Annotated in this window: 23 protein-coding genes and 2 tRNA genes; 21 read left to right on the top strand and 4 right to left on the bottom strand. The window is 67.0% G+C overall.

Annotated elements, in window-relative coordinates; translation table 11 throughout:
* Window positions 1–17: 17 nt before the first annotated feature.
* The 4 genes from AC0N04_RS14820 (at window position 18) to AC0N04_RS14805 (ending at window position 3,404) form a co-directional block, all read left to right on the top strand.
* Window positions 18–206: a DUF2065 domain-containing protein gene (locus tag AC0N04_RS14820; RefSeq protein WP_474282973.1), complete on the top strand. Its 189-nt coding sequence runs from the start codon at window positions 18–20 to the stop codon at window positions 204–206.
* 82 nt (window positions 207–288) lie between these two features.
* Window positions 289–1,452 (top strand): ATP phosphoribosyltransferase regulatory subunit, encoded by a 1,164-nt coding sequence (locus AC0N04_RS14815; RefSeq protein WP_474282971.1) that lies wholly within the window; start codon window positions 289–291, stop codon window positions 1,450–1,452.
* Window positions 1,453–1,496: 44 nt separating this feature from the next.
* On the top strand, window positions 1,497–2,834 hold the full coding sequence (locus tag AC0N04_RS14810; RefSeq protein WP_474282969.1) for an adenylosuccinate synthase: 1,338 nt from the start codon (window positions 1,497–1,499) through the stop codon (window positions 2,832–2,834).
* Window positions 2,835–2,882: 48 nt separating this feature from the next.
* Window positions 2,883–3,404 (top strand): phosphoribosyltransferase, encoded by a 522-nt coding sequence (locus AC0N04_RS14805; protein ID WP_474282967.1) that lies wholly within the window; start codon window positions 2,883–2,885, stop codon window positions 3,402–3,404.
* A 128-nt stretch (window positions 3,405–3,532) separates the two neighbouring features.
* On the opposite strand, the gene AC0N04_RS14800 is transcribed toward AC0N04_RS14805, so the two are convergent.
* Window positions 3,533–3,617, bottom strand: a tRNA-Leu gene (locus AC0N04_RS14800).
* A gap of 182 nt (window positions 3,618–3,799) precedes the next feature.
* Window positions 3,800–3,884 (bottom strand) — tRNA-Leu (locus tag AC0N04_RS14795).
* Window positions 3,885–3,987: 103 nt separating this feature from the next.
* Between AC0N04_RS14795 and rnr the strand changes: the two genes are divergently transcribed.
* Window positions 3,988–6,255, top strand: coding sequence for a ribonuclease R (rnr, locus tag AC0N04_RS14790; RefSeq protein WP_474282965.1), 2,268 nt, complete (start codon window positions 3,988–3,990; stop codon window positions 6,253–6,255).
* Between the two features lie 56 nt (window positions 6,256–6,311).
* Here rnr and AC0N04_RS14785 read toward each other — a convergent pair whose 3' ends face one another.
* On the bottom strand, window positions 6,312–7,862 hold the full coding sequence (locus AC0N04_RS14785) for an NAD(P)H-hydrate dehydratase (RefSeq protein ID WP_474282963.1): 1,551 nt from the start codon (window positions 7,860–7,862) through the stop codon (window positions 6,312–6,314).
* A gap of 32 nt (window positions 7,863–7,894) precedes the next feature.
* Complete coding sequence (locus AC0N04_RS14780; RefSeq protein WP_474282961.1) at window positions 7,895–9,190, bottom strand: FAD-dependent oxidoreductase; 1,296 nt, start codon at window positions 9,188–9,190, stop codon at window positions 7,895–7,897.
* A 317-nt stretch (window positions 9,191–9,507) separates the two neighbouring features.
* Here AC0N04_RS14780 and rpsB point away from each other — a divergent pair, with 317 nt between their 5' ends.
* From rpsB to AC0N04_RS14700, 16 genes are all read left to right on the top strand, one after another.
* On the top strand, window positions 9,508–10,254 hold the full coding sequence (gene rpsB / locus AC0N04_RS14775; protein WP_474282959.1) for a 30S ribosomal protein S2: 747 nt from the start codon (window positions 9,508–9,510) through the stop codon (window positions 10,252–10,254).
* Between the two features lie 133 nt (window positions 10,255–10,387).
* Entirely contained in the window at window positions 10,388–11,314 is a 927-nt protein-coding gene (gene tsf, locus AC0N04_RS14770; protein ID WP_474282957.1) for a translation elongation factor Ts, read from the top strand.
* Window positions 11,315–11,411: 97 nt separating this feature from the next.
* Window positions 11,412–12,122 carry a UMP kinase gene (pyrH, locus tag AC0N04_RS14765; RefSeq protein WP_474282954.1) on the top strand — a complete coding sequence of 237 codons (711 nt, stop codon included), beginning with the start codon at window positions 11,412–11,414 and terminating at the stop codon, window positions 12,120–12,122.
* 12 nt (window positions 12,123–12,134) lie between these two features.
* Window positions 12,135–12,695, top strand: coding sequence for a ribosome recycling factor (frr, locus tag AC0N04_RS14760; protein WP_474282952.1), 561 nt, complete (start codon window positions 12,135–12,137; stop codon window positions 12,693–12,695).
* Window positions 12,696–12,701: 6 nt separating this feature from the next.
* Entirely contained in the window at window positions 12,702–13,454 is a 753-nt protein-coding gene (uppS, locus tag AC0N04_RS14755) for a polyprenyl diphosphate synthase (protein WP_474282950.1), read from the top strand.
* 7 nt (window positions 13,455–13,461) lie between these two features.
* A complete protein-coding gene (locus AC0N04_RS14750) occupies window positions 13,462–14,298 on the top strand; it encodes a phosphatidate cytidylyltransferase (protein ID WP_474282948.1) in 837 nt (278 codons plus the stop codon).
* 40 nt (window positions 14,299–14,338) lie between these two features.
* Window positions 14,339–15,526 carry a 1-deoxy-D-xylulose-5-phosphate reductoisomerase gene (ispC, locus tag AC0N04_RS14745; RefSeq protein WP_474282946.1) on the top strand — a complete coding sequence of 396 codons (1,188 nt, stop codon included), beginning with the start codon at window positions 14,339–14,341 and terminating at the stop codon, window positions 15,524–15,526.
* A 13-nt stretch (window positions 15,527–15,539) separates the two neighbouring features.
* Window positions 15,540–16,901 carry an RIP metalloprotease RseP gene (gene rseP, locus AC0N04_RS14740; RefSeq protein WP_474282944.1) on the top strand — a complete coding sequence of 454 codons (1,362 nt, stop codon included), beginning with the start codon at window positions 15,540–15,542 and terminating at the stop codon, window positions 16,899–16,901.
* Window positions 16,902–16,909: 8 nt separating this feature from the next.
* Window positions 16,910–19,213 (top strand): outer membrane protein assembly factor BamA, encoded by a 2,304-nt coding sequence (gene bamA, locus AC0N04_RS14735; protein WP_474282942.1) that lies wholly within the window; start codon window positions 16,910–16,912, stop codon window positions 19,211–19,213.
* Window positions 19,213–19,728, top strand: a complete 516-nt coding sequence (locus AC0N04_RS14730; RefSeq protein WP_474282940.1) for an OmpH/Skp family outer membrane protein — start codon at window positions 19,213–19,215, stop codon at window positions 19,726–19,728. Before bamA ends, AC0N04_RS14730 begins: the two co-directional genes overlap by 1 nt.
* Window positions 19,729–19,742: 14 nt before the next feature.
* A complete protein-coding gene (gene lpxD / locus AC0N04_RS14725) occupies window positions 19,743–20,798 on the top strand; it encodes a UDP-3-O-(3-hydroxymyristoyl)glucosamine N-acyltransferase (protein WP_474282938.1) in 1,056 nt (351 codons plus the stop codon).
* Window positions 20,795–21,238: a 3-hydroxyacyl-ACP dehydratase FabZ gene (gene fabZ, locus AC0N04_RS14720; protein ID WP_474282936.1), complete on the top strand. Its 444-nt coding sequence runs from the start codon at window positions 20,795–20,797 to the stop codon at window positions 21,236–21,238. Before lpxD ends, fabZ begins: the two co-directional genes overlap by 4 nt.
* A gap of 13 nt (window positions 21,239–21,251) precedes the next feature.
* A complete protein-coding gene (gene lpxA / locus AC0N04_RS14715) occupies window positions 21,252–22,046 on the top strand; it encodes an acyl-ACP--UDP-N-acetylglucosamine O-acyltransferase (RefSeq protein WP_474282934.1) in 795 nt (264 codons plus the stop codon).
* 44 nt (window positions 22,047–22,090) lie between these two features.
* Window positions 22,091–23,212: a lipid-A-disaccharide synthase gene (gene lpxB / locus AC0N04_RS14710; RefSeq protein ID WP_474282932.1), complete on the top strand. Its 1,122-nt coding sequence runs from the start codon at window positions 22,091–22,093 to the stop codon at window positions 23,210–23,212.
* Window positions 23,181–23,810 (top strand): ribonuclease HII, encoded by a 630-nt coding sequence (rnhB, locus tag AC0N04_RS14705; protein WP_474282930.1) that lies wholly within the window; start codon window positions 23,181–23,183, stop codon window positions 23,808–23,810. Before lpxB ends, rnhB begins: the two co-directional genes overlap by 32 nt.
* The gene (locus AC0N04_RS14700) at window positions 23,807–24,580 is read left to right on the top strand and encodes a TrmH family RNA methyltransferase (protein ID WP_474282928.1); all 774 of its coding nucleotides are present in this window, start codon (window positions 23,807–23,809) and stop codon (window positions 24,578–24,580) included. The genes rnhB and AC0N04_RS14700 overlap by 4 nt, the downstream gene beginning before the upstream one ends.
* Window positions 24,581–24,599 lie beyond the last annotated feature (19 nt).

Here is a 24,599-nt window from a genome sequence, read left to right as displayed (position 1 = left end):
GCGACACCGGTGGCGCGATGAGCGAGCTTTTGTTGTCAGCGCTGGCGCTGATGCTGGTGATCGAGGGCCTGCTGCCCTTCGTCAGTCCGAAAAACTGGCGCGAGCTGTTTCTGCGTGCGACCCAACTCAGCGACGGTCAGATTCGCTTTCTGGGTCTGTCCAGCATGCTGCTGGGACTTTGCCTGCTGATCCTCTTTCAGCGCTGAATCCCGGTGATGTCCGGGCCACGCCGCTGCCGGCCGTCGTTGCCCGCGGGTACAATGCCGTTTTTAACCCCATCGCATTTTCATGTCCTCTGCGTGGCTGTTGCCAGAGCACATCGCCGATGTCCTGCCCGCCGAGGCCCGACGCATCGAGGAATCGCGCCGGCAGTGGCTCGATCTGGCGCGCCGCTACGGCTTTGAGTTGGTCATGCCGCCCTTGCTGGAGCACCTCGAGTCGCTCCTGTCGGGCACTGGCCGCGAACTCGATCTCAAGACGTTCAAGCTGGTCGATCAACTGAGTGGCCGGACGCTGGGCGTGCGAGCCGACACCACGCCGCAGGTGGCGCGCATCGATGCCCATCTGCTGAACCGGTCCGGCGTGACCCGGCTGTGTTATTGCGGCCCCGTGTTGCATACCCGGCCTGCAGGCTTGCGGGCCACGCGCGAGCCGCTGCAATTCGGTGCGGAGATCTACGGTCACGCGGGCCTGGAAGCCGACCTCGAGGTGCTGGAGTTGGCGCTCGATGGACTCCAGGCGGCCGGCGTGCGCGACATCACCCTGGACCTGGGCGATGCCCGGGTCGTGCGCTCCGTGCTGGCCGGGGCGTCCATCGAGGGATCGGTGCTGACCGATGTGGTGGCGGCGCTGACCGCCAAGGACGCCAGCGCCGTGCGGGACCTGGCGCGACAGTGCCTGCCCGAGACCCGCGACGGATTGTCGGCACTGCTGGACCTGTACGGGGGCGACGAGGTGTTGGACCTGGCCGCCGGGCGTCTGCCGCAGCGCGCGCCGATCGTTGCCGCCTTGAAGGATCTGGCCTGGTTGGCAGGGCATGTGCGTCAGGCCTATCCGGCGGTTCGCCTGGGCTTCGACCTGGCCGACATGGGCGGTTATGCCTACTACAGCGGTGTGCGCTTCGCGATCTATGGCGCCGGCTCGACCGATGCGCTGGCGCGTGGCGGACGCTATGACGAAGTGGGCGCGGTGTTCGGGCGCAATCGCCCGGCCGTGGGGTTCAGCCTGGACCTGAAGGGCCTGGCCGAGGTCGCCGCGGCAGCGGCGCCCCGTGCTGCCATTCGGGCCCCCTGGGGGGAGGATGCCGGGCTGCGTGCCGCCATCCGGCGGCTGCGCGCCGAGGGCGAGACGGTGGTCTGCATCCTGCCCGGCCACGAGCACGAAACCCAGGAATTCGACTGCGACCGCGAGTTGGTCGAGGTCGGCGGGCGATGGCTGATGCGCGCGCTGTGAGCGTGCCGGCCGTTTCGATCACATCAATTGCAATTCACATCGCCATGCAACAAGGCAACATCGTGCGCGGCCACAACGTCGTGGTCGTCGGAACCCAGTGGGGCGACGAAGGCAAGGGCAAGGTGGTCGACTGGCTGACCGATCACGCGCAAGGCGTCGTGCGGTTTCAGGGCGGCCACAACGCCGGCCATACGTTGGTGATCAAGGGGGTCAAGACGGCGCTGCAGTTGATCCCGTCGGGCATCATGCGCGACGACGTGGCCTGCTACATCGGTAACGGCGTGGTGGTCGATCCGACCCATCTGCTGTCCGAGATCGAGCGGCTGGAAGGCATTGGCCTGGAGGTGCGCTCGCGGCTGTTCATCAGCGAATCGTGCCCGCTGATCCTGCCGTTCCACGTGGAGGTCGACCGGGCCCGCGAGGCGCTGCGCGAGAGCAGCGGGGTGGGCAAGATCGGCACCACCGGCAAGGGGATCGGGCCGGCCTACGAGGACAAGGTCGCCCGCCGGGCGCTGCGGGTCCAGGACCTCAAGCACCCTGAGCGCTTCGCGGCCAAGCTGCGCGACTTGCTCGAACTGCACAACTTCGCCCTGGCGGGTTACCTGAAGTCTCAGCCCCTCGCATTCGAGCCGATCTTCGAGCAGGCGATGAAGATGGCCGAGGTGCTGCGGCCGATGATGGCCGACGTCGGCTACATGATCCACCGCGCCCACAAGGCCGGGGCCAACCTGTTGTTCGAGGGTGCCCAGGGCACGCTGCTCGACATCGATCACGGCACCTATCCGTTCGTCACGTCCAGCAATTGCGTGGCGGGCAATGCGGCGGCGGGTTCCGGCGTGGGGCCGGCCATGCTGCACTACATCCTGGGCATCACCAAGGCCTACACCACGCGTGTCGGCTCGGGTCCGTTTCCGACTGAACTGGACATCCTGGCCGACGGCACGGTGGGTCACCACCTGTCCACGGTCGGTCAGGAGCGGGGCACCGTGACCGGGCGCGCGCGCCGCTGCGGCTGGCTGGACGCCGCGGCCCTCAAGCGGTCGATCATCATCAACGGCATCTCCGGCCTGTGCATCACCAAGCTGGACGTGCTGGATGGCCTGGAGGAGATCAAGGTCTGCACCGGCTATCGCCTGGCAGGGCAGCTGTTGGACATTCTTCCGCTGGATGCCGACGAGATCGAGGCCTGCGAGCCGATTTACGAGAGCTTCCCTGGATGGGAGGGCAGCACGTATGGCATCACCGAGTGGGGCCGCCTGCCGCTGAACGCACGTCGCTATCTTGAGCGGGTGCAAGACTTCATCGGTGCGCCGATCGACATGGTGTCGACTGGCCCGGACCGGGATCACACCATTCTGCTGCGCCACCCGTACCTGGGCTGAGGCGGTCCGCCTGCCCATCTGCACACCCCACTGAAGTCTGGAGATCGCATGCTCACCGATGATGGCAAGCACCTGTACGTGTCCTGGGACGAGTACCACATGCTGATCGAGCGCCTCGCGCTCAAGGTGCACAACTCGGGCTGGCAGTTTGATCAGATCCTGTGCCTGGCGCGCGGCGGCATGCGGCCCGGCGACGTGTTGTCGCGGGTCTTCGACAAGCCGCTGGCGATCATGTCGACCAGTTCCTACCGGGCCGATGCCGGCACGATCCAGGGTCGTCTGGACATGGCCAAGTACATCACCCTGCCCAAGGGCGAGCTGGCGGGCCGGGTTCTGCTGGTCGACGACTTGTCGGATTCCGGCGTCACGCTGAAGGCCGTCGTCGAGCGCTTACGCGGCATTCCGGCCATCACCGAGTTGCGCTCGGCGGTGATCTGGACGAAGGCAGTGTCGAGCTACACGCCTGACTACTACGTCGAGGCCTTGGCCACGAGCCCGTGGATTCACCAGCCCTTTGAGGACTACGACAATCTCCGCCCCGACGGTTTGGCCAAGAAATTCTCGGTGTGATCCGACGTCCACGAGGCGCCGCCGAGCCTGTCGTTCCCGGCGGCTCGTGCGGCCGGGGTTTGTGATGCCGCAAGACCGCACGCACCAATGCAAAAGGCCAGCACTTTCGTGCTGGCCTTCGTCATGCTTGGTGCCCAGGAGAGGACTCGAACCTCCACGCCTCTCAGCGCTAGTACCTGAAACTAGTGCGTCTACCAATTCCGCCACCTGGGCCTGTCGCTGAAGTTTTTCAACATCAGCGAAGCCATAGACTTTAGCATGAAGTTAACGCTCAAAAAATATTCTGCGAAAAATTTTCATGGGCATGCAGCGCCCATGCCCTGCCGACCGATCGCATGAGGGCCTGTGCCGACAAGCAAAAAGGCCAGCACTTTCGTGCTGGCCTTCGCTATGCTTGGTGCCCAGGAGAGGACTCGAACCTCCACGCCTCTCAGCGCTAGTACCTGAAACTAGTGCGTCTACCAATTCCGCCACCTGGGCCGCTCGGCTTTCGCTCGCGAACCCAATGGCCCCAAGCGAAAGATAGGATCTTATCATCAAAACTAAAACTGAGACCCAAAGCGGCGCCGCTGCAGGCGCATTGATGGCCGATGTGGAGGGGGTCGTGATCGGCCACCGCGATGGCCATGGGTTTGTCCACCGCGACGACGGCGAACCGGATCTGTACCTGTCGGCGCAGGAAATGCGCAGCGTGATGCACCGAGACCGGGTGCGGGCTCGCGTCATCCGCTTTGACCGCAAGGGGCGCGCCGAGGGCCGCGTGATCGATATCCTCGAACGGCGCAAGGCACCGATCATCGGCCGCCTGCTCAACGAGAACGGCGTCTGGCTGGTCGCACCGGAAGACCGGCGTGTCGGCCAGGACATCCTGGTGCCGAAGAACGCGATCGCCAACGGCGTCGCCGGGCAGGTGGTGGCGGTCGAATTGACCGAGCCGCCGTCGATGTATTCGCAGCCCGTGGGCCGGGTGACCGAAGTTCTGGGCGAGATCGACGATCCCGGCATGGAAATCGAGATCGCAGTCCGCAAATACGAGGTGCCGCACCGGTTCTCGCCCGAGACGCTGGCCCAGGCGGCCGCCCTGCCGGATCGGGTGAGGGCCTCCGATCTGAAGCATCGCATCGACCTGCGCGACGTGCCGTTGGTGACGATCGACGGCGAAGACGCGCGCGATTTCGACGACGCGGTCTATTGCGAGCCCCATACCACCGGGCGCGGCAAGGCCGCTTCGAAGGGTTGGCGTCTGCTGGTGGCGATTGCAGACGTCAGCCATTACGTGAAGCCGGGCGAGGCGATCGACCAGGACGCCTACGAGCGGGCCACGTCGGTCTATTTCCCGCGCCGCGTGATCCCGATGCTGCCGGAGAAGCTCTCCAACGGCTTGTGTTCGTTGAATCCCGAGGTCGATCGCCTGGCCGTGGTGTGCGACATGCTGATCGCCGCCGATGGCGAGATGCAGGCCTACCAGTTCTATCCGGCGGTGATCTGCTCCCAGGCCCGCCTGACCTACACCGAGGTGGCGGCGGCACTGGCCAACACCCGAGGCCCCGAGGCCAGCAGGCGGCGCGACCTGATGCCGCACCTGCTGGACCTGCACGAGGTCTATCGGGCCTTGCTCAAGGCCCGGGCGCGGCGGGGGGCGGTGGACTTCGAGACCACCGAAACCCAGATCGTCTGCGACGACAACGGGCGCATCGAGAAGATCGTTCCGCGCGTGCGCACCGACGCCCACCGGTTGATCGAGGAGGCGATGCTCGCGGCCAACGTCTGCGCCGCGGACTTCATCAACGTGGCCGAACATCCCTCGCTGTTCCGGGTCCACGAAGGCCCGACACCTGAAAAGCGGGTGACACTGCAAAACTACCTGAAGGCGCTGGGCTTGGGCCTGGCGATCAGCGACGAGCCCCGGCCGGCCGAGTTCCAGGCCATCGCCACGGCCACCAAGGACCGGCCCGACGCACAGCAGATTCACACCATGCTGCTGCGCTCGATGCAGCAGGCCATCTACACGCCCGCCAACAGCGGCCACTTCGGTTTGGCTTATGAGGCGTACACGCATTTCACGAGCCCGATCCGCCGCTATCCGGACCTGCTGGTGCACCGTGCGATCAAGGCCATTCTCCTGTCGCGCCGCTACCACCTTTCCAGCGGCGAGGTGACCGAGTTCCCCAAACTCCGCAGGGCGGGCCGCAGCGCCAAGCCCCAGATCGCCGAACTCGAGCGCTGGGAACTGGCGGGCGCGCACTGCAGTGCCAACGAACGGCGGGCCGACGAGGCTTCGCGCGATGTCGAGGCCTGGCTGAAATGTCGCTACATGCGGGAGCGCCTGGGCGAGGAGTTCGGTGGCACGGTCAGTGCCGTCACCGCTTTCGGCCTGTTCGTGACGCTGGATTCGCTGTATGTCGAAGGCCTGGTGCACATCACCGAATTGGGCGGCGAGTATTTCCGCTTCGACGAGGCCCGTCAGGAACTGCGCGGCGAACGCACCGGCATCCGTTATGCGATCGGTGCCCGTGTGCGCATCCAGGTCAGCCGGGTCGATCTCGACAGCCGCCGGATCGATTTCCGCATCGTGCGCGAGGGCGAGGTGGCACGGCCACCGGCACGCGGCCGATCGACTGACCTGGCCTCGCGCAAGGCAGGAACGGCACGCGAAGCCTTGGCCGAGGTCGAGGCCGATGATCGCGACCAGAAACGCGCAGCGCGTGCCGCGCGGGCCGGCAAGTCATCTCGCCCGAGCAAGGCGGAGGTCAAGCCGGCCAGGCCCTCCAAGGGCAAAGCGGCGGACTCAGGCGCGCGGCGGCCGGCGCAGGCCGCGCCCAAAGCGGGCAAGGACCGGCTCAAGCGTTGACGGTGGCGCCATCCAAGGCGCCTGAGCGCGCGGGCCCGCATGGTGGAACGCCGGGTTCAAGCCAGCCCGGCGGCCGTGTGCTGCATGGCCTGGATCAGTTGCGAGGCCGGCAAGGCCAGTGCCTGTGCGCCCGTCCGGGTGTCCATCTCGGCGGCGCGGCCGTGCAGCCAGGCGGCAGCCAGCGCCGCGGCGAAGGCACCCTCCAGCGTCGGCGGCGCCTCGGCCGAGGCTGCCCACAGGCCGCCTAGCCAGCCCGCCAGCACGTCGCCGGTACCTGCCGTGGCCAGACGACCGTTGCCACTGGAATTGATCGTCGGGCGCCGGCGCGGGGCAGCCACCACGGTGCCGGAACCCTTCAGCACCACCACCGCTTGAAATCGATCGGCCAGCGTTTGCGCACTGGCCAGGCGGTCCGCCTGGACCTGCGTCGTATCGCAGGCCAGCAGACGGGCGGCCTCCTGCGGATGCGGGGTGATTACGGTGGCTCGACCGGCGCGGCCGCGCGCGCTCGTCAGGGCCGCCAGCATCGGGTCGGCGGCCAGCGCATTCAGTGCGTCGGCGTCCAGCACCAGGCGGCCGGCATGGTGCAACAGGGCCGGCAGGGTCGAGCCGATCGACGGTCCGCCGCCGCAGCCGCACACCACGGTGGCCGTGGACCACGTCGAGTCGGAGCGCCAGGCGCTCCGGGCGCGAAACATCAGTTCCGGCGCGCCGTCGTCGTCGCACGCGGTGTCGTCCAGAGGGCAGACGTGAACCCGCCCGGCCCCGGCTGCCAAGGCGGCGCGGCCCGCCAGGCGCACGGCGCCCGACATGCCCACGGCGCCGCCGATGATCCACACGTCGCCATGGCGCCCCTTGTGGCTGGCGTGCGACCGGGGCGGCAACAGGCGTCGCGCGTCGGTCACCCCGGCCAGGCGCGCCGTCGCGACGCGGTCTGCGCCGAGATCCAGCCCGGCCACGCCCAGGTCGGAGAACCAGAGCTCGCCGGCGGCGTCCCGGCCATCGGCCATCAGCAGCCCTGGCTTGAGCGTCAGAAGCGACAAGGTGGCGGTCGCCCGGACCAGCGGCTCGCCCCAGCGGCGCCCGGTGTCGGCGCACAGGCCGGTCGGGAGATCCAGCGACAGCACTGGCGACGTCATGCCGGAGATATGCCGAATCGCCTCCGCCACGCCGCCCGCGGGCGCGCGGATCTGGCCCAGGCCCAGCAGCGCATCGATGATCAGATCGCAGGACCCAGGTGGGGGAGGGCCGTCATGGACCACCACACCGGCCGCCTGTGCCGCACCCAGAGCCTGGCGGGCGTCCGCCGGCATGCGCACGGCATCGCCGGTCCACGAGACATGAACCGACCGGCCGGCCGCTTGAAGCAGGGTGGCCGCCACCAGCCCGTCACCGCCGTTGTTGCCGGGGCCGCAGGCGACCCAGATGCGGCCGGCCTGCGGGAAACGCGCCAACGTGAGCCGTGCCGCCTCGGCGCCGGCACGGGCCATCAGCGCAAAGGCAGGCACGCGAGCCTGGGCGGCCGCCTCGAGCGCGCGCGAGGCGGCGCTGTCGTGCAGCGACAAGCCGTCGCTGGCGTCAACCTGTTGCAGTGTCGAGGGAGACATCCGGATCGCCATCAAAGCAGGATGGGCTCAGCTTAGCGCAGTCGGTCCGGCGCCACCGACGCGGGATCGACCGCGGGCGCGCGTGCCGCCATCTGATCGGCCAGCAGCCGCGCCGCGCCGCAGGCGAGGGCCCAGGCGGTCACCCCATGGCCGAGGTTCAGCCAGACGCCGGCGACGTCGCTGCGGCCGATCACCGGCAGGCCGTCGACGGTGGTCGGGCGGGGGCCGCGCCATTCGATCGCCCGCGAGGTCCGGGCTGCGCCGGGAAACCAGTCGTCCATGACTTTGTACAGCGTGGCGAGTGCCGCCGGCTCGGCGCGTTGCCCGTCGCCGTCCAATCGCAGCGCACCGCTGACGCGGATGCGCTGGCCCAGGCGGGTGATGCTGACCTGGTGGCGTTCGTCCAGCACGGTGGTGCGCGGCCCCGGTTCCGGCGTCGCCTCGAGCAGGCGCGCCGGGGCGGTGATGGAGTGGCATTGCACGCTTGCCAGCGGCAGCGTCTTGCCCAGGCCAGGCAGCAGCGCGGGGGCGGCGAGTCCGGCGCACAGGACCACCGCGTCGAACTCGTCCTGGTCGGGCACGGCCGACGACGGTCCGCGCGGCGCCGCGTGCGGTTCGGCACTGCGGCTGAGTATGCGCAGCGGCTGACCGGGGACGATGCCGAGCACTTCGCGGTAAAGGCGGTACGAGACCCCCAGGCGCAGCGATGCGTCCTTGAGCAGGTGGGCCAACTGGCGTTCGTTCACCGCGCGGGCGCCGGGCAGGTAGATCGCCGCCTGCAACGGTGTGTCGGCGTTCAGTGCGGGCTCGAACTGGCGCGCTGCCTTGCCGTCCAGGATCTGGTGCGCTTCGCCGGCCTGCTCCAGCCAGCGCAGGCCCGGTGCCATGCGGTCCAGATCGCGCTGCTTGCGCAGCAACACCAGTTGTCCCGTCTGCTGCTCGTAGTCCAGCTTGAGCGAGCGGCTCAACGCATCCAGGCGCTCCTGGCTGTGCCGGGCGAGTTCATGGAGCGACTGGCGAAACGACTCGATGCGGCCGGCGCGGGCCGCCTGCCGCCATCGCCAGAGCCAGTGCAGACGGGCGGGGGTGGGCAGGCGCCATCGCCGGGGGCTGTCCGAGCCCGACCAGGGGGCCAGCGAAGGTGCCGACAGGCCGGGCCGACTCCAGGCGCCCAGGTAGGCCGGCGAGATCAGCCCGGCACCGGCGAAGCTGCCCTGCGAGGCGATGCTGCCCTGACGTTCCAGCACGGTGACCTGGTGGCCTTCGGTGGCCAATTCATAGGCCGTCGTGACGCCGTGGATGCCGGCGCCGATCACAGCGATGCGCATGGTCAGCGGGCTCCCGGACGCAAGGATGCGCGCGCCGAGGCGTGGGACCGAGTCCAGGAAGTGGCTTGGGGCGGCACGTGCCGTCCTGCTATAATTTGCGGGTTTATCTGCATGACCGGGTGGTGATTTCATCGCCAGGCATCCAGATCAGCCGGAACGGGCGGCTCGTGGTGGTGTGCCTTGCTGCAGGGCACCCTTCAAGCCCCTGATCCGATCCGCGAACCCGACATCAAAAGGTGTTGCGATGCTGCTGTTTACAAGGTGTAAACCGCATTGCGATGTGTGTCGGGATTCTAGACCCAACCTTCGGAGAACCTATGTCCGTTTCAATGCGCGAAATGCTGGAAGCCGGTGTGCACTTCGGCCACCAAACCCGCTTCTGGAATCCCAAGATGGCACCGTACATCTATGGGCACCGCAACAAGATCCACATCATCAACCTCGAAAAGACGCTGCCGAAGTTCGAGGAAGCGATGAAGTTCGTGCGGCAGCTCTCGGCCAAGCGCGGCACCATCCTGATCGTCGGCACCAAGCGCCAGGCACGTGAAGTCGTCGCGCTTGAATCCCAGCGAGCCGGAATGCCCTATGTGGACCAGCGTTGGCTCGGCGGCATGCTGACCAACTTCAAGACCGTCAAGGGATCGTTGAAGAAGCTCAAGGACATGCAGGCCCAGAAGGATTCGGGCACCGAACTGCGCATCAAGAAGGAAGCGCTGCTGTTCGACCGCGAGCTGGCCAAGCTCGAGAAGGACATCGGCGGCATCCAGGACATGAACGCGCTGCCGGACGCGATGTTCGTGATCGACGTGGGCTTCCACAAGATCGCGGTGGCCGAAGCCAAGAAGCTGGGCATTCCGGTGATCGGCGTGGTCGATACCAACCACTCGCCCGAAGGCGTGGACTACATCATTCCGGGCAACGACGATTCGGCCAAGGCTGTGGCGCTGTATGCCAAGGCGGTTGCCGACGCGGTGCTGGAAGGCAAGGCCAACGCCGGTCACGACCTGGTCCAGGCGGTGGCGGCCGATGGCGACGAGTTCGTCGAAGTCAACGAGCAGGCCTGAGTCCTGGAGACGGCGCCGCGTGCGCCAGTGACCGAGGGGCTGTGACAGCCCCTTTTTCACGAGACCCGAAGATTTACCCTACCCAGGGCGCCGGATGATGCATCCGGCGTCGCAAGCAACGGAGAGAAATACGATGGCTGCAATCACCGCCAGCATGGTCGCCGAACTGCGCGGCAAAACCGATGCCCCGATGATGGAGTGCAAGAAGGCCCTGACCGAAGCCGAAGGCGACATGGTCAAGGCCGAAGAGTTGTTGCGCGTCAAGCTGGGCACCAAGGCCGGCAAGGCGGCCTCGCGCGTGACCGCGGAAGGCGTGGTCGCCAGTTTCATCGACGGCGCTACCGGCGCTCTGATCGAAGTGAATTGCGAGACCGACTTCGTCACCAAGAACGACAGCTTCCTGGCGCTGGCCAAGGCGGCGGCCGAACTGGTGGCCAAGCACGGTCCGGCCGACCTCGAGGCGCTGGGCGCACTGGGCTACGAGCAGGACGGCTTCGGCCCGACTTTGGAAGACGTGCGCAAAGGCCTGATCGGCAAGATCGGCGAGAACATGTCGTTCCGCCGCTTCAAGCGCTGGGCCAACGGCGGTCCGCTGGCCGGCTATCTGCATGGCACCCGCATCGGCGTGGTCGTCGAGTTCGAGGGCGACGCTGTGGCGGCCAAGGACGTGGCCATGCACATCGCCGCGATGAAGCCGGTGGCGCTGACCTCGGCCGACGTGCCCGCCGACCTGGTCGAGCGCGAGCGCTCGGTCGCTGCGGCCAAGGCGGCGGAAGATGCTGCCAAGGCCCAGGCCGAAGGCAAGCCGGTGCAATCGGCCGAGATCGTGGCCAAGCGCATCGAGGGTGGTGTCCAGAAGTACCTGAAGGAAGTCTCGCTGTTCAACCAGGTCTTCGTGAAGGCGGCTGACGGTAAGCAGACCGTCGAGCAGATGCTCAAGGCGAGCCAGACCAACGTCAAGGGCTTCGCGCTCTACGTCGTGGGCGAGGGCATCGAGAAGAAGGTCGACGACTTTGCGGCCGAAGTGGCTGCGCAGGTCGCCGCTGCGAAGGGAGCGTAAAGCTTTCTTGCCGTTCCCGGAGCGGCGGGGCTGTCTGGCAGCGCCGCCGCTTACACTTTCAACCCGTTGCTGCCACCCACTGTCCAAGGACCCCTGCATGCCGGCGTACAAGCGCATCCTGCTCAAACTTTCCGGCGAAGCCCTGATGGGCGACGACGCCTACGGCATCAACCGCGCCACCATCGTTCGCATGGTGCGCGAGGTGCAGGAGGTGACCCGGTTGGGGTGCGAGGTGGCGGTGGTGATCGGCGGCGGCAACATCTTTCGCGGCGTGGCCGGGGGCTCGGTCGGGATGGACCGGGCGACGGCGGATTACATGGGCATGCTGGCCACGGTGATGAATTCGCTGGCCTTGGCTGACACCATGCGCCAGGAGGGCATGACGGCTCGCGTCATGTCGGCGATCTCGATCGAGCAGGTCGTCGAGCCTTATGTGCGGCCCAAGGCGCTGCAGTACCTGGAAGAAGGCAAGGTCGTGATCTTCGCCGCCGGCACCGGCAACCCGTTCTTCACCACCGACACGGCGGCAGCGCTGCGGGGTGCAGAGATCGGTGCCGAGGTCGTGCTCAAGGCGACCAAGGTCGACGGGGTGTACAGCGCCGATCCGAAAAAGGATCCCCACGCGACCCGCTACGACCGCATCAGCTTCGACGAGGCGATTGCGAAGAATCTGCAGGTGCTCGATGCCACCGCGTTTGCGCTCTGCCGCGATCAGAAGCTGCCGATCAAGGTGTTTTCGATCTTCAAGCCGGGTGCGCTCAAGCGCGTCGTGCTGGGTGAGGACGAGGGCACCTTGGTGCATGTCTGAGGAGTTTCAGGAATGACGATTGCCGATATCAAGAAAACCGCCGAGACCAAGATGGCCAAGTCCATCGAGGCGCTGAAAGGCGAGTTGCAGAAGATCCGCACGGGCCGCGCCCACCCTGGCATCCTGGATCAGGTGCATGTCGACTACTACGGTTCGATGGTGCCGATCAGCCAGGTGGCGAACGTCAATCTGCTCGACGCCCGCACCATCAGCGTGCAGCCCTGGGAAAAGGGCATGGGCGCGAAGATCGAGAAGGCCATCCGCGAGTCGGATCTCGGACTGAACCCGTCGTCGCAGGGCGATCTGATCCGCGTGCCGATGCCGGCGTTGTCCGAGGAGCGGCGCAAAGACTTGACCAAGGTGGTTCGACACACCGGTGAAGACGCCAAGGTGGCGGTGCGCAACCTGCGGCGCGATGCCAACGAGCACCTGAAAAAACTGCTGAAGGACAAGGCCGTGTCGGAAGACGACGAGCGCCGTGCGCAGGACGATGTCCAGAAGCTGACCGACCGCACCATTGCCGAGATCGACCGGCTGGTGCAGGGCAAGGAAGCCGACATTCTGGCGGTCTGAGGCTTGATGTCCGACTCTCAGCCGGCGGCCAGCGTGCCGCGGCACGTGGCCATCGTGATGGATGGCAACGGCCGCTGGGCCCGTAAACGCTTCATGCCTCGGATCTTCGGACACAAGTTCGGCATGGAGGCGCTGATCCGCGTGATCGAGCACAGCCAGAAGCGCGGTGTCGAGTACCTGACGGTCTATGCGTTTTCGTCCGAGAACTGGAAGCGCCCCGAGGAAGAGGTTTCCGGCCTGATGAACCTGGTGCTGGTCGGCGTGGCCAAGTACCTGGCCGGGCTGGCGAGCCAAGGGGTTCGGATCCGGATCGCCGGCGACCGCTCCGCGGTGTCCGACAAGGTCCGTAATGCCTGGCGCGAAGCCGAGGAGCGCACGAAGAGCAACCCCGGTCTGACGCTGACCGTCGCGTTCAATTACGGTGGACGCTGGGACATCGTCCAGGCCTGCCAGCGAGCCATCGCCGATGGCCTGACGGCGGAACAGGTGACGGAAGATCGGTTGGGCAGCTACATGGCGATGGCCCACACGCCGGACCCCGACCTGTTCATCCGAACCGGCGGCGAGGTCCGCGTGAGCAATTTTCTGCTGTGGCAACTGGCCTACGCCGAGTTCCATTTCACCGATTGCCTGTGGCCCGACTTCGATGAAGTCGAAATGGACAAGGCCTTGGCCGTTTATGCGGCGCGCGATCGGCGCTTCGGTGGCGTGAACGTCCCCGCTGGCACTGCGTCGGCATCCGGCGGGGCTTCGGCCTGAATTCGCGATGCTGCTGCAGCGGGTGATGACCGCGCTCGCGATGCTGGCCGTACTGCTGCCGGCGTTGTGGTCCGACAACCCGTTGCCGTTCGGGTTGCTGACGCTGGTGATGATCGGTGCCGCTGGCTGGGAATGGGGCCGGCTGAACGGGTTGCGTCTGCCGTCGGCCCTGGCGCTGGGGGGCGGGGTTGCGTTGTTGTGCGCTGTAGCCTGGTGGTCGGGGTGGGCTCGCCATGCGCCGGCCGCAACCTGGTGGATCACCACCGCGTGCTGGGTTCTTGGTGGCGGGCAGGCCTTGCAGCGCGGGCCGGCTGCGTGGCCTGCGTTGAAGCGTTCGCTGCGCCTGCTGATCGGCGTGCTGGTGCTGTGCGCCGCGTGGCTCGCCATGGCCGCTGCGCGCGCGCGCGGCCTGGAGTTCATCTTGTCTGCGCTGGCTGTGGTGTGGATGGCCGACATCGCCGCCTACTTCGGCGGCCGGCGCTTCGGTCGGCACAAGCTGGCGCCCGCCATCAGCCCGGGCAAGAGCTGGGAAGGGGTCTGGTCGGGCATGGCCGGCGTGTTCGTCCTGGCAGCGGTCTGGCTGAGCGCCGCGCATGCCGGTGCCGATCCCGAGGGCAGCCTGTTTCGAGTCCTGCAACTGCGCCTGGGCTGGGCCGGCCTGGCGCTGGCGCTGGTCTTTTTGTGTGCCTTGAGCGTGACCGGAGACCTGGTCGAGTCGCTGGCCAAGCGGGCGGTCGGCGCCAAGGATTCCAGCGGCTTGCTGCCCGGCCACGGCGGCGTGCTCGACCGCGTGGACGCGCTGTTGCCGGTGTTGCCGGCCGTGATGGCGCTGGCGTCCATGTAATGCTGCCCGCACGGTCTCCTTTTCCTGAAAAATGCCTGCCATGAATCGTCAACGCTTGTGCATCCTCGGGGCCACCGGTTCGATCGGCACCAGCACGCTCGACGTGGTGGGCCGCCATCCGGATCGCTTCGACGTCGTGGCGCTGACCGGCCACCAGCGCGTGCCGGAACTGGCGGCCCAGTGTGTGCAGTGGAGTCCCCGCTGGGCAGCGATGTCCGATCCGGCGGCGGCCCGCGAGTTGCGCCGGCGCCTGCGCGAGGCCGGCTGCCGTACCGAGGTGCTGGACGGGCCGGCCGCGCTGGTGGAGCTCGCAGCGCATCCGGAGGTCGATACGGTCATGGCCGCGATCGTCGGTGCGGCGGGACTGCCGCCCTGCATGGCCGCCGCGAGGGCCGGCAAACGCCTGCTGCTGGCGAACAAGGAAGCGCTGGTGGTCGGCGGCGCGCAATTCATGGCGGCGGTGGAGCAGGGGGGGGCCTCGCTGTTGCCGATCGACAGCGAGCATTCGGCGATCTTCCAGTGTCTGCCGGAGGATCGAAGCACCTGGGCGCGCCGCATCGATCACATCGTGCTGACCGCGTCGGGGGGGCCGTTTCGGCAGCGCGATCCGGCCTCCTTGGCCGGCGTCACCCCGGACGAGGCCTGTGCCCATCCGAACTGGGTCATGGGACGCAAGATCTCGGTCGACTCGGCCACGATGATGAACAAGGCCCTGGAGGTGATCGAGGCCCGCTGGCTGTTCGATCTGGCGCCCGAGCAGATCGAGGTCGTGATCCATCCGCAAAGCATCGTTCACTCGATGGTGGTCTGTCGCGACCAGTCGGTGCTGGCGCAACTGGGGACGCCGGACATGCGGGTCCCGATCGCGTATGGTTTGTCGTTCCCGGAACGCATCGCGTCGGGGGCTGCGGCGCTGGACTTCCGGCAACTGTCGGCGCTGAGCTTCGAGGCGCCCGACCCGGACCGATTCCCCGGACTGTTCCTGGCCTGGGATGCCCTGCGGGGTCCGCATGGCAGCACGGCGGTGCTGAATGCGGCCAATGAAGAGGCGGTGGCCGCCTTCCTGGAGGGGCGGATCGGCTTCGATGCGATCCACCGGATCAACGCCGCCACGCTCGAACGGGTCGTGCCGGTGCTCGACGCCCATGCGTCGGTGGACGCCTTGCTGGCGCTGGACGCCGAAGCGCGACGTGCGGCGGTCGATTTGACTCGCTCGATGGGGCGCTGAGCAAGGGGCACGCATGGTGACCACGATCCTGGCTTTCTTGCTGACGCTGGGCGTGCTGATCGCGGTGCACGAGTGGGGTCATTACCGGGTGGCACGCGCGTGCGGCATTCGCGTGCTGCGGTTCTCGATCGGCTTCGGGCCGGTGGTCTGGCGGCGGCAAGCGTCGGCCGAGGCCACCGAATTCACGCTCTCGGCATTGCCGCTGGGCGGTTACGTGCGCATGCTGGACGGGCGGGAAGGGCCGGTGCCCGCAGACCAGCGCGCGAGGGCGTTCGATGCCCAGCCGCTGAGCCGACGGGCGATGGTCGTCTCGGCAGGACCGCTGGCCAATCTGATCCTCGGTGTGCTGCTGTATGCCGCTGCCAACTGGGTGGGCATCGAAGAGCCGCGGGCGCTGCTGGCGGCACCGCTGCCCGGCAGTCTGGCCGACCAGGCCGGGATGCGGTCCGGCGACTGGGTGACGGCCGTCGCCGAGGGGGACGGCGCCTGGCAGGACGTCGCGTCGCTGAACGCGCTGCGCTGGCAGATCACCCAGGCGGCGGTCGATCATCAGGCGCTGCAGCTTCAGGTCAGCGATGCCCGGGCGGAACACCAACGCGTCGTCACGCTGCCGCTGGATCGCCTTGACACCCAGGATCTGAATGCGCAGACGATGCGTCAGATCGGCCTGGGCGGCCCCTACAGTGACCCGGTGCTGGGCGAGATCGAGGCGGGCGGGCCGGCAGACCGGGCCGGGCTGCGCAAGGGCGACAAGGTGCTGTCGGTGGATGGCTTGGCGGTCGCCGATGCGCCGCAGTTGCGAGAGCGCATCCGGCAGACGGCGCCAGGGACCGTGATGCACTGGCAGATCGATCGCGACGGGCGGGCCATGACGCTGGAGGTCCGGCCCCGACAGGTCGACGACGGGGGGCGGTCCGTCGGCCGTATCGACGCCTACCTGGGGCGTCCTTTCGAGATGGTCAAGGTCCGCCTGGGACCGGTGGATGGGCTGGCCCGCGGCGCGCGGCGCGTGTGGGACACCGCCGTGCTGAGCTTGCGCATGATGGGGCGGATGGTTGTCGGCCAGGCCTCGCTGCGCAACCTCAGCGGACCGCTGACCATCGCCGACTATGCCGGGCAGTCCGCCAGGCACGGGTTGAGCGATTACCTGGACTTTCTGGCCATGGTCAGCGTGAGCCTGGGGGTGCTGAACCTGCTGCCGCTGCCGATGCTCGATGGCGGACACCTGATGTATTATCTTTTCGAGGGCGCGACCGGTCGACCGGTCTCGGACCTGTGGCTGAAATGGCTGCAGCGCGGCGGAGCCTTCCTGCTCTTGCTGATGATGTCCATCGCCCTTTCCAATGACGTGGCCCGATTGCTGGGCCTGCAGTGACACCTCCAATGCCATCTTCCTTTCTTTCGAGCCTGCTGCGCCCGGTGCCCGCCTGTGTGGCGCTGCTGGCCGCTTCGCTGGGTGTTCCTGCATGGGCGGCCGAGCCCTTCACGATCAGCGATATCCGGGTCGAAGGCCTGCAGCGCGGCGATCCCGGCAGCGTTTTTGCCGCGCTGCCCTTTCGTGTCGGCGACACCTATACCGACGACAAGGGTGCAGCCGCGCTGCGCTCGTTGTTCGCCACGGGTTTGTTCACCGATGTGCGCATCGATCTCGATGGCAAGGTGGTGGTGGTGGTGGTCAACGAGCGCGCGCTGGTGGCGACCGTGAGCTTCACCGGCCTGAAGGAGTTCGACAAGGACACCTTGCTCAAGGCCCTGAAGGAGAACGGCATCGGTGAAGGCATGCCCTACGACAAGGCCGTGCTGGATCGTGCGGAACAGGAAATCAAGCGCCAGTACCTTTCCAAGAGCCTGTACGGTGCCGAGGTCGTCACGACCGTGACACCGGTCGAGCGCAACCGGGTCAACATCGCGTTCAACGTCGTCGAGGGCGACGTGGCGAAGATTCGCGACATCCACATCATCGGTGCCAAGGCGGTGTCCGAGTCGACCTTGCTCGACCTGATGGATCTGACCACCGGCGGCTGGCTGACCTGGTACACCAAGTCCGATCGCTATGCGCGCACCAAGCTGAACGCCGACCTGGAGAAGATCCGCTCCTACTATCTGAACCGTGGCTATCTGGAGTTCGACATCAAGTCGACCCAGGTCACGATCTCGCCCGACAAGCAGAACATCAGCATCGCGATCACCATCGACGAAGGGCAACCGTATACCGTCACCGGCGTCAAGCTTGAAGGCGACTTCCTGGGCCGTGAGGGCGATTTCCGCAATCGTGTGCTGGTGAAGCCGGGCCAGGGGTATCGGGGCGACGAGGTCACCGCGACGGCCAAGCAGTTCACCGACTTGTACGGCACCTTCGGCTATGCCTTTGCGCGTGTCGAGCCCCGCACCGAGATCGACCGCAAGACCGGTCAGGTGGTGGTCGTGTTCCAGTGCAGTCCCGGGCAGCGTGTCTACGTCAGGCGCGTCAACGTGGCCGGCAACACGGTGACCCGCGACGAGGTGATCCGGCGGGAATTCCGGCAGTTCGAATCGGCTTGGTACGACGGCGCGAAGATCAAGCTGTCGCGCGATCGCGTCGAGCGCCTGGGTTTCTTCACCGATGTCTCCATCGACACCAATGAAGTGCCGGGGGCACCGGACCAGGTCGACCTGGTGATCAACGTCACCGAGAAGCCGACCGGCAGCCTGTCGCTGGCTGCCGGCTTTTCGAGCGCTGACAAGATCTCCCTCTCGGGCTCGATCCGAAAGGAAAACGTCTTCGGGACCGGCAATTACCTGGGCCTGGAAGTCAACACCAGCAAGTCTCAGCGCAACCTGGTGGTGAGCACGGTCGACCCCTATTTCACCGACGACGGGATTTCCCGCGCCATCGACCTCTACTACCGCACGTCCAAGCCGTTGAACAGCCTGGGCGACACCTATCAGCTTGCGACGCCGGGGGCGGCGATCAAGTTCGGGGTGCCGTTCACCGAGTTCGACACCGTGTTCTTCGGCGTGGGTGCGGAGGAAACCATCATCGGGACGTCGGCGGGGGTGCCCAACAGCTATTACACCTACGCCGAGACCTTCGGCTCCCACAGCGTCGCGATCCCGCTGACGATCGGCTGGGCGCGCGAAGAGCGCGACAACCCGATGGTGCCCACCCGTGGACGCTACCAGCGCTTGAACATCGATTTCAGCTTGCTGGGCCAGGTCCGCTACGCGCGGGTGAACGGGCAGTATCAGCAGTATTTCGAGTTGCCGCACAAGCTGACGCTGGGCCTGAACGGCGAGGTCGGGCTGGGCTATGGCCTCGAAGGCAAGCCCTATCCGATCTTCAAGAACTTCTATGGCGGCGGCCTGGGTTCGGTGCGGGCTTTCGAGCAAGGTTCGTTCGGCGGTGTCGACATCACGGGGGCATTCGATGGCGGTCCGAAGCGCTTGAACTTGAACTCCGAGCTGTATTTCCCGGTGCCGGGAACGGGTAACGACAAATCCTTGCGCATCTTCGCGTTCGCCGATGCCGGCAACGTGTGGCGCACCGGGCAGTCGATGGACCTGACCCAGTTGCGGGCCTCCTACGGCCTGGGGCTGAGCTGGGTGTCGCCGGTCGGGCCGTTCAAGCTGAGCTACGGGATCCCATGGCGCGCCTTCCCAGGCGATAAAATCCAACGCTTCCAGTTTCAGATCGGAACGGCTTTCTGATGATGACCTCGCTCATGAAATCCCTGGTGGCCGCTGCGGCGCTGAGCTTGACCTTTTGCGTCACACAAGCCCAGGCCCAGGAATTGAAGATCGGCTATGTCAACGGCGAACGCGTGTTGCGCGAGTCCGCTCCCGCCAAGGCTGCGCAGGCCAAGCTGGAAGCGGAGTTCAAGAAGCGCGAGGCCGACCTGAACGACACCGGTACCAAGCTGCGTGCCGCGTTCGACAAGCTCGAGAAGGACGGCCTGACGCTGTCGGAAGCCGAGCGCACCCGCCGCCAGCGTGATCTGGGCGAGCAGCAGGTCGATTTCGAGCGCAAGCGCCGGGCCTTGCTGGAAGACCTGAACCAGCGCAAGAACGAGGAACTCGCGGCGGTCAGCGAGCGGGCGAGCAAGGTCATCAAGCAGATCTTCGAGACCGAGAAATACGATCTGATCCTGCAAGAGGTTGTCTTCGCCGGGCCGAAGGTAGACATCACCAACAAGGTGATCGACGCGCTCAACGCCGGCAAGTGAATGGCTCGGCGACCATGACCTCGCTCGGGGGTTCGACCGCTGGCGTGCGCTTGCTGGATCTGGTCGAGGCTCTCGGCGGTTCACTGCACGGGGACGGCGAACGCCGCGTTCAGCGCATTGCCTCTCTGGCGCATGCCGATGTGAACGCGATCAGCTTCCTGGCTCAGGCCAGGCTGCAATCGCAGCTGGCGGCCAGCCAGGCAGGGTGCGTGATCGTGCGCGAGGAATTTCGCGACGCCGCGTTGGCGCGCTGCGGTGCCGCGATCGTGACCGCCGACCCCTACCTGTACTACGCACGCCTGACGCGCTGGTGGGTGGCGCACCGGGGCCGCAAGGTCGATGCGGGCATCCATCCCAGCGCCGTGATCGGCCAGCGCGTGACGATCCATCCGTCCGCCAGCGTCGGGCCGATGACGGTGATCGAGGATGACGTCCATATCGGCGAGGGGGCCGTCATCGGTTCGCACGGCCATGTCGGCGCTGGCGCCGTGGTGGGCGCGTACACGCGCTTCGCGGCACGGGTGAGCTTCGGGCGGGACTGTCGAATCGGTCAGCGAGGCACCGTGCACAGCGGCGCGGTGATCGGTGCCGACGGTTTCGGCTTCGCACCGTTTGAAGGGCGCTGGGAAAAGATCGAACAGCTGGGCGCCGTGCGCATCGGCGACGACGTGGACATCGGCGCCAACACCTGCATCGATCGGGGCGCCCTGGACGACACCGTGATCGAGGACGGGGTCAAGCTCGACAACCTGATCCAGATCGCCCACAACGTGCACATCGGCCGCCACACCGCAATGGCCGGTTGCGTCGGGGTGGCAGGCAGCGCGCGCATCGGCGCGCACTGCACCTTTGGCGGTGCCGCGATGATCCTGGGGCACCTGGAGATCGCCGATCACGTCCATGTGTCGGCAGCCAGTTGCGTGATGAGCTCCATCCTCAAGCCCGGTCAATACAGCGGCGTGTTTCCGATCGATGACAATGCGAGCTGGGAAAAGAACGCGGCCACGCTGCGTCAGTTGCACACCTTGCGAAGCCGGCTTCGCGCACTCGAGAAGAAGATCACGCCATGACGATGGACATCCACCAGATCCTGAAGCGGTTGCCGCATCGCTACCCATTCCTGCTCGTCGATCGGGTGCTGGAGCTGGAAAAGAACCAGCGCGTCCTGGCGTTGAAGAACGTCACCATCAACGAGCCGTTTTTCATGGGGCATTTCCCCCACCGGCCAGTGATGCCGGGCGTGCTGATGCTCGAAGCCATGGCCCAGGCCGCGGCATTGCTGTCCTTCGCGTCGATGGAGCAGGATCCGGGCGATGACATGGTGGTTTACTTTGCAGGCATCGACGGCGCCCGGTTCAAGCGCCCGGTCGAGCCGGGGGACCAGTTGCTGATCGAGGCGCGGCTGCTGCGCGCCAAGTCGGGCATCTACAAGTACCACGCACGGGCCACCGTCGGCACCGAACTGGCGGTGGAGGCCGAGCTGATGTGCACGATGCGCAAGATCGATTGATCTTCCGGCGCGCATGACCAGAATCCACCCCACCGCCATCGTCGAGGCGGGTGCCGAGCTCGATGACAGCGTCACGGTCGGCGCCTATGCCTTGATCGGCCCCGAGGTCCGCATCGCTGCGGGGACGACGATCGGGCCGCATTGCGTGGTCCAGGGACGCACGACCATCGGACGCGACAACCGGTTCTTCCAGTTCAGCTCGATCGGCGCGGTGCCGCAGGACATGAGCTATGCCGGCGAGCCCACCGAACTGTCCATCGGTGATCGCAATACGGTGCGGGAGTTCTGTACGTTCAACACCGGTACGCTCAAGGAAGAGGGCGTGACGCGCATCGGTTCCGACAACTGGATCATGGCCTACGTGCACATCGCCCACGATGTACGCCTGGGTGACCACACGGTGCTGGCCAACAACGCCACGCTGGCCGGGCATGTCCATGTGGGCGATTGGGCCGTGATCGGCGGGCTGACCGGGGTCCACCAGTTCGTCAAGATCGGTGCCCACGCGATGGTGGGGTTCCAGGGCCATGTGGCGCAGGACGTCCCGCCCTACATGACGGTCGATGGCAATCCGTTGGCCGTGCGGGCGGTGAACCTCACGGGTCTGAAGCGGCGGGGTTTCAGCCCAGAACGCATCGCGGTGATCCGGCAGATGCACAAGCTCTTGTATCGTGAGTCGCTGACGCTCGGCCAGGCCGTGGACGCGATCGGTACCTTGCGAGGCCAGCAGCCCGATGCGGATGCGGATGCCGATGTCGCCGTGATGCTCGACTTCATCTCCACCGCCCGGCGCGGCCTGGTGCGCTGAGCGTCGCGGCCCGGTCCATGGTGGCTCCGGCACCCCGTTTGGCGATGGTCGCCGGAGAAGCCTCAGGCGATCTGCTGGCGGGCCTGCTGCTGCAGGGGTTGGCGCAGCGCTGGCCTGACCTGCAGGCCGGCGGCATCGGCGGCCCGAGGATGTGTTCGCAGGGTTTCGATGCCTGGTGGCCCAGCAGCAAGCTGTCGGTGTTCGGCTACCTGGACGCCTTGCGCCACCTGCCGGAATTGCTGGGGATCCGGCATCGTCTGGCGAAGCGGCTGCTGGCGCAGCGCCCCGACGTGTTCATCGGCGTCGATGCGCCGGACTTCAACTTCGCGCTCGAGACCCGCTTGCGCGCCGCCGGCCTGCGCACGGTGCATTTCGTCTGCCCGTCGATCTGGGCCTGGCGCGGCGAGCGGGTGCGGACGCTGGCGGCGGCGGCCGATCATGTGCTGTGCCTGTTTCCGTTCGAGCCCGAGCTGCTCGACAGGCACGGGGTCCAGGCGAGCTACGTCGGCCACCCGCTGGCCGATCAGATTCCGCTGGAGGTGCCCGCCGGGCCCCATCGAAAGGTTCTGGGCCTCTCGGAATCCGATACCGTGATCGCGCTGCTGCCCGGCAGCCGGCGCAGCGAGATCCAGCACGTCGCTCCGGCGCTGCTGCAGGCCGCCGTGCTGCTGGGCAAAGAGCGGCCCGGGCTCAAGTTCGTGCTGCCGGTGGCGCCGGGCTTGCGTCCCCTGTTGCTCGACCTTGCCGCCCGGCACGCGCCCGGTCTGGAGCTGCAATGGCTGGAGGGACGCTCGCACGAGGCGCTCGCTGCCTGCGACCTGAGCTTGATCGCCAGCGGGACGGCCACGCTGGAGGCGGCGCTGTTCAAGCGTCCGATGGTCATCGTCTACAAGATGAATGCGCTGAACTATCGCCTGATGCGCGGCAAGGCGTACCTGCCCTGGTTCGGGCTGCCCAACATCCTGGAGCGCGAGTTTGTCGTGCCGGAACTGATCCAGGACGCGGCCACGCCGCAGGCCATCGCGCGCGAAGCGCTGGCCTGGCTGTACGACGCGCCGCGTCGCCAGGCCTTGCAGCGGCGGTTCGCCGATCTTCATCTCCGCCTGCGGCAGGACACCGCGCAGAAAGCCAGCCATGCGATCGCGAAAGTCATTGGACGTGCCTGAGCAGATCGCCCTGCGATTCGACGCACCGGGCCTGATGGCGGGTGTCGACGAAGCCGGCCGCGGCCCGCTGGCCGGGCCGGTGGTGGCCGCGGCCGTGATCCTGGACGACCTGCATCCGATCGCCGGGCTGAGGGACTCCAAGCAACTGACCGCGCGCCGGCGCGAGGCCTTGTTCGACGAGATCCGCGCCAAGGCGCTGTGCTGTTGCATTGCCGAGGCCAGCGTCGACGAAATCGACCGATTGAACATCCTGCAGGCGACGATGCTGGCGATGCGCCGCGCGGTCGAAGGCCTGCGGCTGCCGCCGGCCAAGGTGGTGGTGGACGGCAACCGGCTGCCGATGCTGAGGGTGCCGGGCGAAGCGATCGTCAAGGGCGACACCAAGGTGCCTGCGATCTCGGCCGCATCGATCCTGGCGAAGGTCCATCGCGATCGCCTGTGTCTTCAACTGCACGCGGCGTGGCCGCAGTACGGTTTTGCGACCCACAAGGGCTATCCCACCCCCGATCATCTGGCCGCCTTGCGCACGCACGGTGCGGCACCGGTGCATCGTCGAAGTTTCGGCCCGGTGCGCCAGGTGCTGGGGCGCTCGGCATGAGTCCACCCGAATTGATCACCTCGCGGGACAACCCGCTGCTGCAGCGCATTCGCAAGCTGACCGCCGATCCCTCTGCCTACCGGAAGCTCGGCTCGGTGTGGCTGGAAGGCGATCACCTGGTGGACGCGGCACGGACCCGGGGGTGGTCGCTGGACGAGATGGTGGTGGCCGAATCGGCCTGGCAGACGCGGGTCGACTGGCGGGGCTGGGCCGATCGGGCGCGCCGCGTCGTGTGCCTGCCCGATGCCTTGTGGGTGTCGCTCAGCACGCTGGAATCCCCCGCCCGGATCGGTGCGACGCTGAGCTTGCCGGCGCCGCCGCCCATCGCGCCTGCGGCGCTCAGCGTGGTGCTCGACCGCCTGCAGGACGCCGGCAACGTCGGCAGCATCCTGCGCAGCGCAGCGGCCTTCGGGGTGCGGCAGGTGCTGGCCCTCAAGGGCACGGCAGCGCTCTGGTCGCCCAAGGTGCTGCGTGCCGGCATGGGGGCCCATTTCGGACTGGATCTGAACGAGGGCCTGTCGCCGGAGGCATTGACGGCGATGACGGTGCCGATGCTGGCCACCAGTTCCCACGCCGGCAGCGTGCTCGGGCGGGGTCCGTTGCCGTTCCCCTGCGCCTGGGTCTTCGGGCACGAAGGGCAGGGCGTGGGCGACACCTTGCTGCGGCGCTGCACCCAGACCGTCAGGATTCCACAGCCCGGAGGCGAGGAGTCGCTGAACGTGGCGGCCGCGGCTGCGATCTGCCTCTACGAGAGCTGCCGCGGCCGCTGACGGCCGTCTCGCGTCCGGC

The sequence above is a fragment of the Ideonella sp. sgz306126 genome (assembly GCF_056032705.1).
This window is presented reverse-complemented; position numbering and strand designations above follow the sequence as displayed.